The organism is Streptomyces adustus (genome assembly GCF_009377175.1).
Classification (GTDB): domain Bacteria; phylum Actinomycetota; class Actinomycetes; order Streptomycetales; family Streptomycetaceae; genus Streptomyces; species Streptomyces adustus.
In genome coordinates, this window is the sequence record NZ_VJZD01000206.1 from 1 (window position 1) to 17,328 (window position 17,328).

Genomic DNA, 17,328 nt, shown 5'->3' on the forward strand with positions numbered 1-17,328 from the left:
ACCCCGACGCCCCGTCCCCGCGGGCGACTTGCCAGTACCTTAGAGGGATGCCGGAGACACGTCCCACCGTTGTGGTGCTCACCGCTCTCGCGCTCGAATACGCCGCCGTACGCGGGTACGTCACCGACCGGCAGGAACAGGTCCACCCCGACACCGGAACCCGCGTCGAACTCGGCCGGCTCGACGGCACGCCCTGGCGGGTGGCGCTCGCCGAACTGGGCGAAGGGCCGGTCAACGCCGCCGCGCTCACCACCCAGATCGTCACCTGGCTGCGCCCTCAGGCGGTGCTCTTCGTCGGGATCGCGGGCAGCCTCAAGCACGACATCGGCATCGGCGACGTCGTGGTGGGCACGAAGGTCTACGGCATCCACGGCGGCAAGCAGACCCCGCACGGCTTCCAGGTCCGCCCCGAGGCCTGGCCGGGCTCGAACGCGCTGGTGCAGGCGGCCCGTTCGGCGGTCCGGGACATGGCGGACGTGACGGCGCACTTCAAGCCGATCGCGGCCGGGGAGGTGGTGCTCACGGACGCCCGGTCCGAGATCGCCCGGCATCTGCGCGAGCACTACGGCGACGCGGCGGCGATCGAGACGGAAGGGTCGGGGGCCGCCCACGCGGCCCATCTGAACGGGCGGTCGGACGCCTTGGTGATCCGGGGGATCAGCGACCGCGCCGACGCCGGCAAGCGCCGGGCCGACGACTCGGGCTCGCAGCAGCGGGCCGCGGCCCGGGCCGCCTCGGTGGCGGTGGCGGTGCTGCGCAAGCACCGGCCCCGGACCGCGCCGCCCGGCGCCCCGGGACCGCGTCTCGACGAAGGCGCGGGCGGCCACGGCGGGGACCACATCGACTTCCGCGGCGGGACCTTCCACGGGACCGTCATCGGCAAGATGAGCGACGGGAACCGCCGGGACCTGTCGGCGAAGTCGCCTGACGGGTCGTGAAGTCGCGCGGCAGGTAGGGAAGTTGCCCGACAGGTGGCGCGAACGTGCCCCGCGCGCCGTACCTTCCTACAATCCGTGATCCCGTCCCGACAACCCGTAGCCACCGCACCCGCCTCCCCCCTACGTTGTGGCCGTGCGCCGATCAACAGCCAGTGAGAGCCGACAGCCCGGTCCGCCCTTCGACGCCCCCGCCGCCCGTCGGCTGCGCACCGCACTCGGGATGGGCCCCGAGCACGTCGCCTACGGGCTTCGCGCCTCGTACGGACTGACGTATGTCACGCCCGATCTCGTGCTCGGCTGGGAACGCGGGCTCTCCACCCCCTCGGGGCCCGAAGTGACCGCCCTGGCGGGCGTGTTGTGGTGCTCCTCCGGCGATCTCGCCGGCCGGCCCAGGAGCCTGCGCGAACACCGCCTCGCGCGCGGTCTGTCCGCGGAGGACGTCGCGCGGGCCGTCGGGCTCGAGTTCGTCGCGTACGCGGGGATGGAGGAGAGCGACACCTGGCGCGGCACCGAGCGGCAGGCCGCCCTGCTCGCCGGCCTGCTGGAGCTCACCCTGCCGGAGTTCGTCGGCATCACCGGACGCGAGCCGCGCCTGGCCCAGTTGCTGCGCAGCACGGTCACGGCCCGCCGGGCGACCCGGGTGCGGGCGGTGGCGCGGCTGGTGCCGGTGGACCGGCGTCCGCTGGAGGCCGCACTGAAGGCGCTGCGGGAGAGCTACCGCGAGCGCACGGCCGTCGTCCCGGACCGGTACGACGGCGCGGCCGACGAACGGGGCGACGGCGCCGGGGAGTTCCTCGACCGGATCGTCGAGCAGTTCTGGTGGGTCCTCGCCACCCTCCCGGACGAGTCCTGGGCGCGTCCGGGAGGCGGCGGGTACGGGTCCTAGAAGACCGACTCCGTCTCGTCCATGCGGTCCGTGGGCACCGTCTTCAGCTCGGTGATCGCGTCCGCCAGCGGAACCATCCGGATGTCGGTGCCGCGCAGTGCCGTCATCTGCCCGAAGTCGCCCCGGTGCGCGGCCTCGACCGCGTGCCAGCCGAACCGGGTCGCGAGCACCCGGTCGTAGGCGGTCGGCGTGCCGCCGCGCTGGACGTGACCGAGGATGACCGGCTTGGCCTCCTTGCCCAGGCGCCGCTCCAGCTCGTACGCCAGCGCGGTGCCGATGCCCTGGAAGCGCTCGTGGCCGAACTGGTCGATCGCGCCCTTGCCGTAGTCCATGGTGCCCTCGGCCGGGTGGGCACCCTCGGCCACGCAGATCACCGCGAACTTCTTGCCGCGGGCGAACCGTTCCTCGACCATCTTCACCAGGTCGGCGGGGTCGAAGGGCCGCTCGGGCAGGCAGATGCCGTGCGCGCCCGCCGCCATGCCGGACTCCAGCGCGATCCAGCCCGCGTGCCGGCCCATGACCTCGACGACCATCACCCGCTGGTGCGACTCGGCCGTGGTCTTCAGCCGGTCCATCGCCTCGGTGGCGACGCCGACGGCCGTGTCGAACCCGAAGGTGCGGTCGGTCGAGGAGATGTCGTTGTCGATGGTCTTGGGGACCCCGACGACCGGCAGGCCGGCGTCGGAGAGCATCCGCGCCGCCGTCAGCGTGCCCTCGCCGCCGATCGGGATGAGCGCGTCGATACCGAAGTCGCGGGCGATGTCGGTGGCCTTCTCGCAGGCCTCGCGCAGCCGGTCGCGCTCCAGCCGGGAGGAGCCGAGGATGGTGCCGCCGCGGGCCAGGATGCCGCCGACGGCGTCGAGGTCGAGGTCGACGTGGTGGCCGTCGAGGAGGCCGCGGAAGCCGTCCACGAAGCCGATGATCTCGTCGTCGTACTGCGTGACCGCTCGGTGCACGACCGACCGGATCACTGCGTTCAGGCCCGGGCAGTCGCCGCCTGCGGTGAGAACTCCGATACGCATCGTGCTGTGTCTCCTGCTCGCTTCTGTACACCGGTGAGCCGATCCGATTGTTTCATGACCCCCGGACGATGTCGCTTTTCATTAGTTTTGCCTACATTTATTCATGATCATCCCGATCGGCCGGACGGGACGGACCAGGACGAATCCTGACGGGCGCCTTATAGAGCGACCGGGGTATTGTCAAGAGGGTTCTGCTCGCCTCAGCGGGCCATCTTCCGCGCCACGAAGAGCACCCGGGCAGCTGACGCCATGCCACAGCCGACGCCATGAAACGGAGAGCACGCGTGACGCGCAGCGTGTACGTGACCGGGATCGATCGCGGGGACGGCCGCCAGGTCGTCGAGCTGGGGGTGATGGAGCTCCTGACCCGACAGGTCGACCGGGTGGGCGTGTTCCGTCCGCTCGTCCACGAAGGACCGGACCGCCTGTTCGAACTGCTGCGGTCCCGGTACCGGCTCACCCAGGACCCGGCGTCCGTCTACGGCATGGACTACCACGAGGCGACCGCCCTCCAGGCCGAGCAGGGCACGGACGAACTGGTCTCCGTCCTCGTCGACCGGTTCCACCAGGTCGCCCGCGACTACGACGTCGTCCTCGTCCTCGGCACCGACTTCGCCGACACCCAGCTCCCGGACGAGCTCTCCCTCAACGCGCGGCTCGCCAACGAGTTCGGGGCGTCGGTCATCCCCGTCGTGGGCGGCCGCAAGCAGTCGCCCGAGTCCGTGCGCGCCGAGACCCGCAACGCCTACCGGGCGTACGAAGGGCTCGGCTGCGACGTCCTGGCGATGGTCACCAACCGGGTGGCCCGGGAGGACCGGGACGAGATCGCCGAGCGGCTCGCCTCCCGGCTGCCGGTCCCCTGCTACGTCCTGCCGGACGAGCCCGCCCTGTCCGCCCCCACCGTCGCCCAGATCGCGCACGCCCTCGACGCCAGGGTGATCCTCGGCGACGACTCGGGGCTGGCCCGCGACGCCCTGGACTTCGTCTTCGGCGGCGCCATGCTGCCGAACCTCCTCACCGCCCTGACCCCGGGCTGCCTGGTGGTCACCCCCGGCGACCGCGCCGACCTCGTCGTCGGCACGCTGGCCGCGCACAGCGCCGGCACCCCGCCGATAGCGGGCGTCCTGCTCACCCTCGACGAGGTGCCCAGCGACGAGGTCCTCACCCTCGCCGCCCGCCTCGCCCCCGGCACCCCGGTGCTCTCGGTGCCCGGGAACAGCTTCCCCACCGCCGCCGCGCTGTTCTCCCTGGAGGGGAAGCTGAACGCGGCCACCCCGCGCAAGGCCGAGACCGCGCTCGGCGTGTTCGAACGCCATGTCGACACCGCCGGGCTGCTGAGCCGGGTCTCCACCCCGAGCAGCGACCGGCTCACCCCGATGATGTTCGAGCACAAGCTGCTGGAGCAGGCCCGGTCCGACCGGCGCCGGGTGGTGCTGCCCGAGGGCACCGAGCCGCGGGTGCTGCACGCCGCCGAGGTGCTGCTGCGCCGGGGCGTGTGCGACCTGACCCTGCTCGGCCCCGTCGACCAGATCCGCAAGCAGGCCGCCGACCTCGGCATCGACCTGGGCGAGTGCGCGCTGATCGACCCGGCCACCAGTGAACTGCGCGACGCCTTCGCCGAGCGGTACGCCCGGCTGCGCGCCCACAAGGGCGTGACCGTCGAGCTCGCGTACGACGTGGTCGGCGACGTCAACTACTTCGGGACGCTGATGGTGCAGGAGGGGCTCGCCGACGGCATGGTCTCCGGGTCCGTGCACTCCACGGCCGCCACCATCCGACCCGCCTTCGAGATCATCAAGACCAGGCCGGACGCCGACATCGTCTCGTCCGTGTTCTTCATGTGCCTCGCCGACAAGGTCCTCGTCTACGGCGACTGCGCCGTGAACCCCGACCCGAACGCCGAGCAGCTGGCCGACATCGCCATCCAGGCCGCCGCCACCGCCGAGCGGTTCGGCGTCGAGCCGCGGATCGCGATGCTGTCGTACTCGACCGGCACCTCCGGCTCGGGCGCCGACGTCGACAAGGTGCGCGAGGCCACCGACCTGGTCCGCGCCCGGCGCCCCGACCTCAGGATCGAGGGACCGATCCAGTACGACGCGGCCGTGGAGCCGTCCGTCGCCGCGACCAAGCTGCCCGGCTCGGAGGTGGCCGGCCAGGCCAGCGTGCTGATCTTCCCGGACCTCAACACCGGCAACAACACCTACAAGGCCGTACAGCGCTCGGCCGGCGCGATCGCCGTCGGCCCGGTCCTCCAGGGACTGCGCAAGCCCGTCAACGACCTGTCCCGGGGCGCGCTGGTCCAGGACATCGTCAACACCGTGGCCATCACGGCGATCCAGGCCCAGACCCCGGAGCCGCTGCCCGGCCTGTCCGCGGACCTGGCCGACCTCCCGAGCGAGAAGGCGACCGCCCAGTGACACCGACCCGCGTCCTCGTCCTCAACTCCGGCTCCTCGTCGGTGAAGTACCAGCTGCTGGACATGCGCGACGGCAGCCGGCTCGCGATGGGCATCGTCGAGCGCATCGGCGAGGGTTCCTCACGGCTGAGGCACACGCCGCTGACGACCGGCGAGCCGCGCGAGTGGACCGGTGCGGTCGCCGACCACGAGGCCGCCCTCAAGGCCGTGGCGGAGGAGCTGGCCAAGGACGGGCTCGGGCTCGACTCGCCCGAACTGGCCGCGATAGGGCACCGGGTGGTGCACGGCGGGCAGCGGTTCACCGAGCCGACGGTCGTGGACGACAAGGTGCTCGCCGAGATCGAGCGGCTGATCCCGGTGGCGCCGCTGCACAACCCGGCGAACCTGGTCGGCCTGCGCACGGCCCGGGCCCTGCGCCCCGACCTCCCGCAGGTCGCCGTCTTCGACACCGCCTTCCACACCACGATGCCCGAGTCGGCGGCCCGCTACGCGATCGACGTCGAGACCGCCGACCAGCACCGGATCCGGCGGTACGGGTTCCACGGGACCTCGCACGCGTATGTGTCCCGGGCGACCGCGAAGCTCCTGGGCCGGGCTCCCGAGGACGTGAACGTGATCGTGCTGCACCTGGGCAACGGGGCGTCCGCGTCCGCGGTGCGGGGCGGCAGATGCGTGGACACCTCCATGGGGCTGACGCCGTTGGAGGGACTCGTGATGGGGACACGCTCCGGAGACGTGGATCCGGCGGTCATCTTCCATTTGATGCGTGTTGGCGGAATGTCCACGGACGAGATCGACACTCTCCTCAACAAGAGGAGCGGACTGGTCGGGCTGTGCGGTGACAACGACATGCGCGAGATCCGCAGGAGGATCGACGAGGGCGACGAACAGGCCCGGCTCGCCTTCGACATTTACATTCACCGGCTGAAGAAGTACATCGGCGCCTATTACGCCGTACTCGGCACGGTGGACGCGATCGCCTTCACCGCCGGGGTCGGCGAGAACGCGGCACCGGTGCGCGAGGCCGCGATCGCGGGCCTGGAGGCACTGGGCGCGGCCGTCGACCCCGCGCTGAACGCCGTGCGCGCCGACGGGCCCCGGCTGATCTCGCCCGCCGACGCGCGGGTGGCGGTCGCCGTGGTGCCGACCGACGAGGAACTGGAGATCGCCACACAGACCTACGCACTGGTCGGAAAGAACAGCCGGGCAATTACCGGCGAGTAATACACGCTTGAGCGCCGACCCGCCCATTTGTATCTTCCGCCAGACGGAATATTCCGGAGCGAAACAAACCGATAGGATCGCCCCATGCGCCGTTCGAAAATCGTCTGTACTCTCGGCCCCGCGGTCGACTCCCACGAGATGCTCGTCTCCATGATCGAGGCCGGCATGAACGTGGCCCGGTTCAATTTCAGCCACGGCAGCCATGCCGAGCACCAGGGGCGGTACGACCGCGTCCGGGCCGCCTCCAAGGAGACCGGCCGGGCCATCGGCGTCCTCGCCGACCTCCAGGGCCCGAAGATCCGTCTGGAGACCTTCGCCGAGGGTCCGGTGGAGCTGGAGCGCGGTGACGAGTTCGTCATCACGATCGAGGACGTCCCGGGTGACAAGCACATCTGCGGTACGACCTACAAGGGCCTGCCGGGCGACGTCTCGCACGGCGACCAGATCCTGATCAACGACGGCAACGTCGAGCTGAAGGTGCTGGACGTCGAGGGTCCGCGGGTGCGGACGATCGTCATCGAGGGCGGTGTCGTCTCCGACCACAAGGGCATCAACCTGCCCGGCGCGGCCGTGAACGTGCCCGCGCTGAGCGAGAAGGACATCGACGACCTGCGCTTCGCCCTCCGCATGGGCTGCGACATGGTCGCGCTGTCCTTCGTCCGCGACGCCAAGGACGTCGAGGACGTCCACCGGGTGATGGACGAGGAGGGCCGCCGGGTCCCGGTCATCGCCAAGGTGGAGAAGCCGCAGGCGGTGCAGAACATGGACGCCGTCGTCGCGGCGTTCGACGCCGTCATGGTGGCCCGTGGCGACCTGGCCGTCGAGTACCCGCTCGAAAAGGTCCCCATGGTGCAGAAGCGCCTGATCGAGCTGTGCCGGCGCAACGCCAAGCCGGTGATCGTCGCGACCCAGATGATGGAGTCGATGATCACCAACTCCCGCCCGACCCGCGCCGAGGCCTCCGACGTCGCCAACGCGATCCTGGACGGCGCGGACGCGGTCATGCTGTCCGCGGAGTCGTCGGTGGGCGCGTACCCGGTCGAGACCGTCAAGACGATGTCGAAGATCGTCCAGGCGGCCGAGGAGGAGCTGCTGTCCAAGGGCCTCCAGCCCCTGGTCCCCGGCAAGAAGCCGCGCACGCAGGGAGGTTCGGTCGCCCGCGCCGCCTGCGAGATCGCCGACTTCCTCGGCGGCCGGGGCCTGGTGGCCTTCACCAAGTCCGGTGACACCGCCCGCCGGCTGTCCCGCTACCGCGCGACGCAGCCGATCCTCGCCTTCACCACCGACGAGGGCACCCGCAACCAGCTCACCCTGAGCTGGGGCGTCGAGTCGCACATCGTGCCGTTCGTGGGCAGCACCGACGAGATGGTCGACCTGGTCGACCAGGAGCTCGTCAAGCTCAACCGCTTCGGCAAGGGCGACATCGTCGTGATCACGGCCGGCTCGCCGCCCGGTGTCGCCGGCACCACGAACATGGTCCGCGTCCACCACCTGGGCGAGGGCGACTGACGGTCCGCGTCGCACGAGAGCGCCCCCTGCCGGTGAGGCAGGGGGCGCTCTCGTGTGCGGCTCCCGGACGGGTCTGCGACGACGCTCAGTCGATGTAGTTGTGCAGTCCGGGGACGGTCAGCGTGCCGCCGAACTGGCCGGCCTGGACGACCTTCGCGTCGGTGAAGTAGATCAGCGGGATGTCCAGCGGCGGCGGGCTGTCGGGGCTGAAGGTCACCGGGACCAGTCCGAACAGGTTGCCGGAGATGCTCTCGGTGTACATCACCGTGTCGCCGTCGGTGATGGTGGACTTCGAGCCCTTGGCCGCCTGCACGTGGTAGGTCTTGCCGGACGCCTTGTCCTTCACCGTCTGGTGCAGGTCGACGATGTCGGTGCCGCCCGAGATGACGTACTTCAGCACCTTCTTCTTCTTGCCGTCGGCCATCTTGACCTCGACGATGCCCTTGTAGGAGGCACCCTTCAGGGTCAGCGCGCTGGCGTTCAGGTACCAGGGGTCGACGGGCAGCGCGATGGTGTTGTCGACACCGCTCTCGTCCTCGGTGGCGACCGGGCAGTCGGCGACGTCCGTGCTGCTGCTCGGGGAGGGGCTCGCGGAGGGCGTGGCGCCGGCGCCACCCTTGTCCTCGCCCTGGTCGTCGGCGTTCCCGTCGGCCGCCTCGGACGCGGCGTCGGCGGCCTTCGTCGCGGTGGCGTCCACCGTGTCGACGGCCTTCTTGGTCGTCGCCTTGACGGTGTCCGACGCGCTCTTGTCCGACTTGTCCGACGCGGACGTGTCCGCGGTGTCGGCCGCCGTGGCCGAGGCCGAGGCGGTCGGGGTGGGCGTGGCGCTCTCGGTGTCGCTCTTGCCGCCGGTGAGCACGTCCTTGAGCGTGTCCCCGATGGTCTCCAGCAGGTTGCCACTGGTCGCGGACGCCGAGGGAGTCGCCGTGGCGGTGTCGCCGCCGGACGCGGAGGTGTCGCTCGCGGCGGACGTCTGGGACGGCGCGGGCTCGGCCTTGTCGTCGGAACCTGAATCCGACGAAGAGGACTTGCCCGAGGTGTCCGAGGCGTCCGACTTGCCCGAACTGTCCGACGCGTCGGAGGACTTCGCCGCGGAGTCCTTGGCGGCGTCCTTCGCGGAGTCGGCCGACTCGGTGGCGCTCGCCGAGGCGGAAGGCGTCGCCGAGGCGGTGGAGTCCGCCATGGCCGCGACGCAGCCCTTGTACTCCTCGGCCGTCAGGCTCTTGGCCGCGGGCTGGTCGTCGGCGCGGGCGAGCGTCGGCGTGAACCCCATGCCCATGAGGACCGCCGTCGGCATCGCCGCGATGGCTATCGCCTTGCCGGCCGGTACCTGGAACCTGGTGAACAGCGGCTTCTTGGGCGCCGCGTGGCGCGGCCCGGTCCTCACAAGCGACGCTTCCGCGCCCGTCTCGTGAGTCACCTCGTCAGCCGACACTGTGCCTCCCGTTCGCCCCGTTGGCCGAAATCGTTCCTGACAGATCGTTGGTCTCGCCCGCCGCGTCGGTGTCCTTGGCGAACATCGGGCCCTCGCCGTACGAGCCTTCGTGCGCCGCGGCCTCGGGAGCGTCGTCGCCGTCGGCCGCGCTCTCCGGAGAGTCGCCCGCGTCGACGCCCGACTCCTCCGCCGGCTCCGCCTCGGGCGGCGTGCCGGGCGCCCACGCCACGGCCATCGCGCCGCCGATCAGGGCGAAGAGGAAGCCGAGGATGAACCCGCCGAAGTTGGACACCGGGATGGACACCAGGCCCAGCAGGATCGCCGCGACACCCGCGAAGGTCTGCACGTGCCTCTGGAACCAGAGGCTGAAGCCCAGGACGACCAGCAGCACACCGATGATCAGCGACCCCGCGCCCGCGGTGGTCGACATCGCCAGCGTCAGATGGCCGAGGTGGAGGTGCGCGTACGGGAAGTACATGATCGGAAGGCCGCCGAGCATGACGAACAGACCGGCCCAGAACGGGCGAGTTCCGCGCCAGGCACGGAACTGCAGCCTCCGGCGGGTGAACTGACCGGGTGCGGCAGGGGTCTCGGCGCTCATGGAAAACAGCTCCCTGGTGCGGCGTTGCTTGGTGGTGATGTGTTCCCCGGGTGAAGAGATCCCCGGAGAGTGGACAGGCGGGGGCACCGTCGGCCCCCGCCCGTCAGCGAGTGCTTAGTAGCACTCGGCCTTGGTGCCCGTGGAGAGCGACATGTGCAGGCCGGGGAGCGTGAACGTTCCCGCGGTGGTCGCCCACGCCGTCTGCTTCACGTTGGTCAGCTCGGCCGAGTCGGCCTGCTGCGCGAAGCCGTACGGGTTGGCCTGCTTCTGAGCGATCTCGGCGGACTTGACGGCCGGGCCCTTGGAGATCGAGCCGGCGGCCACGCCGATGTCGATGCCGTGGAAGACCGCGTTCGCACCCAGGTCCTCGACGTCGATGTACAGCTTCTCGGCCGAGACCTGCTTCTTCTCGTCGGAGCTGTCACCCGCCTCCAGACGCAGGGTCACCGCGTCGAGCCCCGGAAGGCCGATGGGGGTGACGACCGACTGGCACATCTTCTTGATCGTGGCGGTCTCGAAGGCCGACACGGCGACCGGGTGGGCCTGCTTGTCCCCGGTGAGGGAGTAACCCGAGTCGATCGCACCGTACTGCGAGAAGTGCTGGCCGTTGAGCGACTCGGCGCTCACCTTGAAGGACTGGCCGGACACACTGAACGACGCGGCGAGGGCACCCTGCGCGAGGGCGACACCTATGCACGCCGTGGCGGCGACGCTGGGCACCATGACCACAGCGAACCGCTTCCATCTGGTCCCGCCACGCACCTGGGACTCCATATTTCCTCCTTCTCGGACGTACATCGCCTGCCCTCCGAATCGCCCCTGTTCGGCGGCTCGGCCGGGCAGCGATGGGAGAAGTGCTACGTCCTCGGGAAGGAGAGCGCCCGGATCCGGCGGCGCTCACCGCGCCCGGATCACCGGCGATCACCCCCGAGCGACAACCACTGGTCGCGCCTGACACACATCACGCACAACCCTGCCGGACAGGCTTCGCCCTGGGCGAAGACCCCCCTGTCCGAGAACCGGCATCACTGTCGCCGGTTCTGCCCGGTGGGGACCCACCGTGTCCCGTGGGCCCGACCGGCTGTCGGGGGTACGGGAATGGACCGAGCGTCGCCGATCGTGGTGCATTCTGGCCGCCCGCACAAGGGGGTTCGTTACTGGCTAGTAACGGGGCGATAACCGAAGGACGACCCACAGGTCTCGATCCGCGACGCTGGGTGGCACTTCCGGCCGGTTCAGAGTTGTTTATTTCAGGACAGAACCTGACAGAACAACGCCCTCGACTTACTGGAAGTAACAGCGGCCGCGATTACCAAGATTTGGTAAAGCGCGGCCGCCGTGGCGCCTCGATGGCGGAATTTTCACTCGGGCAACACTCGTCCCGACGTTTAGCGACTGGTCAGAACCGGGCCCGTGAGCCACCCGGGTCCACCCCGCGCACCCCTCAGAACAACGCCCGGGACAGCGCCCTGCGAGCCTTCGCGACCCGGGGATCCTCGGCCCCGACGACCTCGAAGAGCTCCAGCAGCCGCAGCCGTACGGCCTCCCGGTCGTCCCCCGCCGTCCGCTGCACGGTCTCGATCAGCCGCCCGAACGCGTCCTCGACGTGACCGCCGACGAGATCCAGGTCGGCCGCGGCGATCTGCGCCGCCGGGTCCTTGGGCCGCTCGGCCGCGTTCTTGCGCACCTCCTGCGGGTCGAGGTCCGCCACCCGCTGGAGCAACTCGGCCTGGGCGAGACCGAGTCGGGCCTCCGGGTTGCCCGGGTCGTCGCTCAGCACGTTGCGGTACGCCTGGACGGCACCGCCCAGGTCTCCCGAGTCCAGCGCCCGCACGGCGGCCTCCAGGAGCGCGTCGTACGGCCCCTCCTGCACCGCCTGGGCGGGATCCCCGCCCGGCTCGGCGTCCGGGTCGACGGTCAGACCGGTCAGGCCGAAGCGCTGCTCGGCGACCTGCACCAGCTGGTCGAGCGTCTGACGGATCTGGTCCTCGCCGGCCGCGCCCTGGAAGAGGGGCAGCGCCTGTCCCGCCACCACGGCGAAGACGGCCGGGATCCCCTGGATCCCGAACTGCTGCATGAGCATCTGGTTGGCGTCGACGTCGATCTTGGCGAGCAGGAAGCGCCCGTCGTACTCGACCGCCAGCCGCTCCAGGACCGGGCTCAACTGCTTGCAGGGCTGGCACCACTCGGCCCAGAAGTCGATGACGACCGGAACCTCGGCGGAGCGCTGGAGGACGTCGGTTTCGAAGGAGGCCTCGTCGACGTCGATGACGAGGTCGGCCGGGGAGACGGCTCCCGACCCGCCGTGGCGGGCCGCTTCCGCGCGCGTCTGCTCGGCCTTGGCCTTGGCCTCCTGGGCCGCCTTCACCGCGGCGAGGTCGACGACGCCGCTCATGGACATGTTCCGTGGCTGCATGCGTCTATCCTCCCCCGTTCCCGCGCATGAGTGAAAAACGATGTGGCAGCCCGGTCCGGCTGTGTGCTGTTCGGCGCCGGGTCCCCACCCCGCGCCCGTGGTCGTCGCCCGTGTACGTCCGTCACGAGCTTTCGCTACGAGTCGTAGCGTAATGGCAGCGGGGGCGTACGCGACACCGTTTTCCGGTGATCTCCCTCACGGCCGCACCGAACCGGCCGGTTATGGTCGGGGGATGCACAGCCACACCCCGTCCGGCGGCCGCCCCGGCCGCCCTCGCAACGCCGCCGCGGACGCCGCGATCCTGGCCGCGACCCGGCAGGCCCTGGTCGAACTGGGCTGGTCGAAGCTCGCGTTGGGGGACGTGGCGACCCGCGCCGGGGTGGCGAAGACGACGCTCTACCGCCGCTGGTCCGGCAAGAACGAACTCGTGGTCGACGCGGTCGCCGAGCTCTTCGACGAACTCCGGCTCCCCGACCGCGGCTCCCTGGCCGCCGACATCGAGGGCGTGGTCCTCCAGTTCGCGGCGATCCTGGCCCGGCCCGAGGCGAAGAGCGGGCTGATGGCGGTGGTCGCGGAGTCCACCCGCGACGACGCGCTGCGCGAACGCATCCGGACGTCGATCGTCGAACGCCAGAAGCGGCTGGTCCTCGCGGGCCGCGCCCGGGCCCAGGTCCGTGGCGAACTGCCGCCCGAGACGGACCCCGAGGAGTCCGCCCGCACGGTCGACCTGATCTTCGACATGGTCGCGGGCGCGGTGGTGCACCGCACGTTGGTGAGCGCCGAACCGGCGGACGAGGAATGGGTACGGAGCTTCACCAGGGTGCTGCTGCTGGGCCTGACGGGATCGCAGCAGCCCGTCTGAGCGCACCACCGCGGGCTGCGGACCGTCAGAAACCCGCGGGCTCCGTGTACACCCCCCACTCGTCCCGCAGCACCCCGCAGATCTCCCCCAGGGTCGCCTCCGCCCGTACCGCGTCCAGCATCGGGCCGATCATGTTCGAGCCGTCGCGCGCGGCGGTGAGCATCGCCTGGAGCGCGGCCCGCACGGCCGCGTCGTCCCGGGCCGCCCTGCGGTCGCCGAGGGTACGCACCTGCTCGCGCTCCACCTCGTGGCCGACCCGCAGGATCTCCAGGTCGCCGGTGACGGAGCCGGTGTGCACGTTGACGCCGACGACCCGCTTCTCGCCCTTCTCCAGGGACTGCTGGTAGCGGAAGGCCGCCTCCGCGATGTCCCCGGTGAACCACCCGTCCTCGATCCCGCGCAGGATCCCGGAGGTGACCGGCCCGATCGGGTGCCGTCCGTCGGGGTGCGCCCGCAGCCCCCGCTCCTTGATCTGCTCGAAGATCTTCTCGGCGTCCGCCTCGATCCGGTCGGTGAGCTGCTCCACGTACCAGGAACCGCCCAGCGGATCGGCCACGTTGGCGACGCCGGTCTCCTCCATGAGCACCTGCTGGGTGCGCAGCGCGATCTCCGCCGCCTGCGCGGAGGGCAGCGCGAGGGTCTCGTCCAGCGCGTTGGTGTGCAGCGAGTTGGTGCCGCCCAGCACCGCCGCCAGCGCCTCCACCGCGGTGCGCACCACGTTGTTGTAGGGCTGCTGCGCGGTCAGCGAGACACCGGCGGTCTGCGTGTGGAAGCGCAGCCACTGCGCCTTCTCGGACTTCGCGCCGTACACGTCCCGCAGCCAGCGCGCCCAGATCCGGCGGGCCGCGCGGAACTTGGCGATCTCCTCGAAGAAATCGACGTGCGCGTCGAAGAAGAAGGACAGCCCGGGGGCGAAGACGTCCACGTCGAGCCCGCGGCTCAGCCCGAGTTCCACGTATCCGAAGCCGTCGGCCAGCGTGTAGGCCAGTTCCTGCGCGGCCGTCGAGCCGGCCTCGCGGATGTGGTAGCCGGAGACGGACAGCGGCTTGTAGGCGGGGATGCGGGCCGCGCAGTGCTCCATCAGGTCGCCGATCAGGCGCAGATGCGGCTCCGGCCGGAAGAGCCACTCCTTCTGGGCGATGTACTCCTTGAAGATGTCCGTCTGGAGCGTGCCGTTGAGGACGGCCGGGTCCACGCCCTGCCGCTCGGCCGCGACCAGGTACATGCAGAACACCGGGACGGCCGGGCCGCTGATCGTCATCGACGTGGTGACGTCGCCCAGCGGGATGTCCCGGAACAGGACCTCCATGTCGGCGGCGGAGTCGACGGCGACCCCGCAGTGCCCGACCTCGCCCAGCGAGCGCGGGTCGTCGGAGTCGCGGCCCATCAGGGTCGGCATGTCGAAGGCGACGGAGAGCCCGCCCCCGCCGTGGGCGAGGATCATCTTGTAGCGCTCGTTGGTCTGCTCGGCGTTGCCGAACCCGGCGAACTGCCGGATGGTCCAGGTCCGCCCCCGGTAGCCGGTCGGGTACAGCCCGCGGGTGAAGGGGTACTCCCCGGGCCAGCCGATCCGCTCGAATCCCTCGTAGCGGTCCCCGGGCCGGGGGCCGTACGCCGGCTCCACCGGGTCGCCCGAGAGCGTGGTGAAGTCGGCGTCCCGCTTGCGTGCGGCGTCGTACCGGGCCTGCCAGCGTCGGCGGCCCTCCTCGATCGCGTCAGCGTCCATACCTGCAAATTTACTAGGACGTCCTAGTAAGCGTCGATGGAGAACCGCCGTACGGACACCCGTACGGCGGTACCGGTTACGCCTTGGCGACGGCCGGAGCGCCCTGTGCGACCGTCGGCTCCAGCTCGCGGCTGATCTTCCGCTCGACGAAGAAGGCGGCCGTCGGGATCGTCCCGGCCAGCAGCACCCACAGCTGCTTGCCGACCGGCCACTTCGCCTTGGAACCGAGGTCGAAGGCGAAGACCAGGTAGACGACGTAGAGCCAGCCGTGCGCGATCGCGACGACCCGGGTGACGTCCGCGGCGCCGTCGACGTCGAGGCCGTACTTGGCGATCATGGCGAGGCACAGCAGGACGAGCAGCACGCCGGTGACATAGGCCAGGACGCGGTAGCGCGTCAGCACGCTTTTCTTCATGCCGACGAGCGTAACCGCCCGTTCCGGGAGATCTTGTCCGGGGCCACGCCGGGGCCGTCGGGTGGGCCGGCGACCGGACGACCGGTCGTCGAAACACGCCCTAGTGGTCGTCGAAGTCGTTCGCCGCGACCCGCAGGGGGCGCAGCAGCGCGAAGATCTCCGCGCACTCCTCGGCGTCGTACACCCCGAGCCCGAAGTCCATCGCCATCAGGTCGCGGGTGGCCGCCTCGACCACCTCGCGGCCCTTGGCGGTGATGGTGGCGAGGGTGCCCCGGCCGTCGTTGGGGTTGGGGCGCTTGTCCACCAGGCCGGAGCGCACCAGCCGGTCCACCGTGTTCGTCACCGACGTCGGATGCACCATGAGCCGCTCGCCGATCTTCGACATCGGCAGCTCACCCGCCTTGGAGAAGTTGAGCAGCACCAGCGCCTCGTAGCGCGCGAACGTCAGCTCGTAGGGCTTGACCACCGCGTCGACCTCGGCGAGCAGGATCTGGTGCGCGCGCATGATCGAGGTGATCGCGGCCATCGACGGCACGCTTCCCCAACGCTGCTTCCACAGTTCGTCGGCGCGGGCGATGGGATCGAAGGGAAGGCTGAGGGGCTTCGGCACGTCGTCAGACATTACCCGTCGGTCATATCACGGTCAGCCCTGTCTCGCCCTTCGGTCCGCCGGGCCTGTACGGCGAGCAGCGCGCAGCACACCGCGCCCAGCGCCCCGGCCCCCGCGACGGCCGCCGGCACGCCCACCGCCTCGGCCGCCACACCGGCCAGCGCCATGCCCAGGCCCTGGAGCGTCATCAGTCCGGCGGTCAGCAGGGTCATCGCCCGGCCGCGCACCTCCTCCGGCACGTCCCGCACCAGCCACTGGTCGACGCCGAGCGTGTACGCGGAGCCCGCGCCCGCGATCAGGAGCAGCAGCAGGGAGACGGCCAGGCCGGGGTGGAGGGCGTAGCCGAGGTAGGGCAGCAGGGTGAAGCAGACCAGCGGCAGCGCGACGCGTTCGCGGGTGGCGGGCCGCAGCCGGGCGCCCGCGAACAGTTCCCCGGCGATCGTGCCGACCGGCAGGGCGCACATCAGCAGGCCCAGGCCGGTGGAGCCGACGCCGAGGCCGTCGGCGTAGGGCGCGGCCAGTGCCTCCGGTGCCACGGAGAACATCGGCGGCACCCAGGACAGCAGCAGCAGGACCCGTACCCGCCGGTCGGCGAGCACCTGCCGGGCCCCGCGCAGGGAGTCGCCCACCAGCGCGCCGGTGCCGCGGGCGCGGGCCGGGCGGCGCCGGGTGCCCAGCCGCAGCAGGGCCGCCGAGGACAGGAAGGTGCCGACGGTGACCAGCAGCGCGTGGCGCGGGGAGACCACGGTGAGCAGCAGGCCGCCCAGCCCGTAGCCGACGAGCAGCGCGCTCTGCGCGACGATCCGCAGCAGGGAGCGGCCCAGGACGAACAGGTCGCCGTCGCCGAGGACGTCGGCGAGGGTGGCCATCCGGGTCCCGGAGAACACCGGCGAGACGACGGCGAGCACACAGCGCAGCGCCAGCAGTACGGCGATGGGCGCGCCCGGCGTCACCATCAGCGCCACGCATCCCGCGCAGACCAGGTCGCACACCACCAGCACGCGGCGGGCCGGGTGGCGGTCGGCGACCCCGGCGAGCAGGGTGCCGCCGATCAGATAGGGCAGGAAGCCGAGCGCGAAGGCCAGCGCGCTCAGCAGGGGGGAGCCGGTCAGGTCGTAGACCAGGACGGACAGCGCGATCTCGGCGACGACCACGCCGAGCATGGACAGCAGGTGGGCGGCGAAGACGGCACGGAACTCGCGGACCGCGAAGACCCGGGCGTAGCCCGTGGGCGCGGTCGGCGCGGGGTCGGCGGGCGGTTCGGGGGC

At 71.0% G+C, this 17,328-nt stretch carries 15 protein-coding genes; 6 read left to right on the forward strand and 9 right to left on the reverse strand.

Features of this window, described 5'->3' with window-relative positions:
• Nucleotides 1–47: 47 nt before the first annotated feature.
• Nucleotides 48–938, forward strand: a complete 891-nt coding sequence (locus FNH09_RS34875; RefSeq protein WP_152893896.1) for a 5'-methylthioadenosine/S-adenosylhomocysteine nucleosidase — start codon at nucleotides 48–50, stop codon at nucleotides 936–938.
• 133 nt (nucleotides 939–1,071) lie between these two features.
• Nucleotides 1,072–1,824 carry an XRE family transcriptional regulator gene (locus tag FNH09_RS34880; protein WP_338017781.1) on the forward strand — a complete coding sequence of 251 codons (753 nt, stop codon included), beginning with the start codon at nucleotides 1,072–1,074 and terminating at the stop codon, nucleotides 1,822–1,824.
• Here the strand turns inward: FNH09_RS34880 and FNH09_RS34885 are convergent.
• Complete coding sequence (locus tag FNH09_RS34885; RefSeq protein WP_152893897.1) at nucleotides 1,821–2,846, reverse strand: ATP-dependent 6-phosphofructokinase; 1,026 nt, start codon at nucleotides 2,844–2,846, stop codon at nucleotides 1,821–1,823. The two genes, FNH09_RS34880 and FNH09_RS34885, sit on opposite strands and share 4 nt — an antisense overlap.
• A 284-nt stretch (nucleotides 2,847–3,130) precedes the next feature.
• Here FNH09_RS34885 and pta point away from each other — a divergent pair, with 284 nt between their 5' ends.
• The 3 genes from pta (at nucleotide 3,131) to pyk (ending at nucleotide 7,995) form a co-directional block, all read left to right on the forward strand.
• The gene (gene pta, locus FNH09_RS34890) at nucleotides 3,131–5,263 is read left to right on the forward strand and encodes a phosphate acetyltransferase (protein WP_338017782.1); all 2,133 of its coding nucleotides are present in this window, start codon (nucleotides 3,131–3,133) and stop codon (nucleotides 5,261–5,263) included.
• Entirely contained in the window at nucleotides 5,260–6,486 is a 1,227-nt protein-coding gene (locus tag FNH09_RS34895) for an acetate/propionate family kinase (protein WP_162469558.1), read from the forward strand. Before pta ends, FNH09_RS34895 begins: the two co-directional genes overlap by 4 nt.
• Nucleotides 6,487–6,570: 84 nt before the next feature.
• A complete protein-coding gene (pyk, locus tag FNH09_RS34900) occupies nucleotides 6,571–7,995 on the forward strand; it encodes a pyruvate kinase (protein WP_152893898.1) in 1,425 nt (474 codons plus the stop codon).
• A gap of 85 nt (nucleotides 7,996–8,080) precedes the next feature.
• On the opposite strand, the gene FNH09_RS34905 is transcribed toward pyk, so the two are convergent.
• The 4 genes from FNH09_RS34905 to FNH09_RS34920 form a co-directional block, all read right to left on the reverse strand.
• A complete protein-coding gene (locus FNH09_RS34905) occupies nucleotides 8,081–9,430 on the reverse strand; it encodes a hypothetical protein (RefSeq protein WP_162469559.1) in 1,350 nt (449 codons plus the stop codon).
• Entirely contained in the window at nucleotides 9,420–10,031 is a 612-nt protein-coding gene (locus FNH09_RS34910; RefSeq protein WP_152893899.1) for a DUF6114 domain-containing protein, read from the reverse strand. The genes FNH09_RS34905 and FNH09_RS34910 overlap by 11 nt, the downstream gene beginning before the upstream one ends.
• 114 nt (nucleotides 10,032–10,145) lie before the next feature.
• Nucleotides 10,146–10,805, reverse strand: a complete 660-nt coding sequence (locus FNH09_RS34915; RefSeq protein ID WP_152893900.1) for a DUF6230 family protein — start codon at nucleotides 10,803–10,805, stop codon at nucleotides 10,146–10,148.
• A 670-nt stretch (nucleotides 10,806–11,475) separates the two neighbouring features.
• Nucleotides 11,476–12,447 (reverse strand): tetratricopeptide repeat protein, encoded by a 972-nt coding sequence (locus tag FNH09_RS34920; RefSeq protein WP_152893901.1) that lies wholly within the window; start codon nucleotides 12,445–12,447, stop codon nucleotides 11,476–11,478.
• A 232-nt stretch (nucleotides 12,448–12,679) separates the two neighbouring features.
• Here FNH09_RS34920 and FNH09_RS34925 point away from each other — a divergent pair, with 232 nt between their 5' ends.
• Nucleotides 12,680–13,309, forward strand: coding sequence for a TetR/AcrR family transcriptional regulator (locus FNH09_RS34925; protein ID WP_152893902.1), 630 nt, complete (start codon nucleotides 12,680–12,682; stop codon nucleotides 13,307–13,309).
• A gap of 25 nt (nucleotides 13,310–13,334) precedes the next feature.
• On the opposite strand, the gene FNH09_RS34930 is transcribed toward FNH09_RS34925, so the two are convergent.
• From FNH09_RS34930 to FNH09_RS34945, 4 genes are all read right to left on the reverse strand, one after another.
• Nucleotides 13,335–15,035, reverse strand: a complete 1,701-nt coding sequence (locus FNH09_RS34930; RefSeq protein WP_152893903.1) for a coenzyme B12-dependent isobutyryl-CoA mutase large subunit — start codon at nucleotides 15,033–15,035, stop codon at nucleotides 13,335–13,337.
• Nucleotides 15,036–15,111: 76 nt separating this feature from the next.
• Nucleotides 15,112–15,450, reverse strand: a complete 339-nt coding sequence (locus FNH09_RS34935) for a DUF3817 domain-containing protein (protein ID WP_152893904.1) — start codon at nucleotides 15,448–15,450, stop codon at nucleotides 15,112–15,114.
• Nucleotides 15,451–15,550: 100 nt separating this feature from the next.
• Nucleotides 15,551–16,060, reverse strand: coding sequence for a MarR family transcriptional regulator (locus FNH09_RS34940; RefSeq protein ID WP_162469560.1), 510 nt, complete (start codon nucleotides 16,058–16,060; stop codon nucleotides 15,551–15,553).
• An 11-nt stretch (nucleotides 16,061–16,071) separates the two neighbouring features.
• A partial coding sequence (locus tag FNH09_RS34945; RefSeq protein WP_238427295.1) for an MFS transporter occupies nucleotides 16,072–17,328 on the reverse strand: 1,257 nt, incomplete at its 5' end.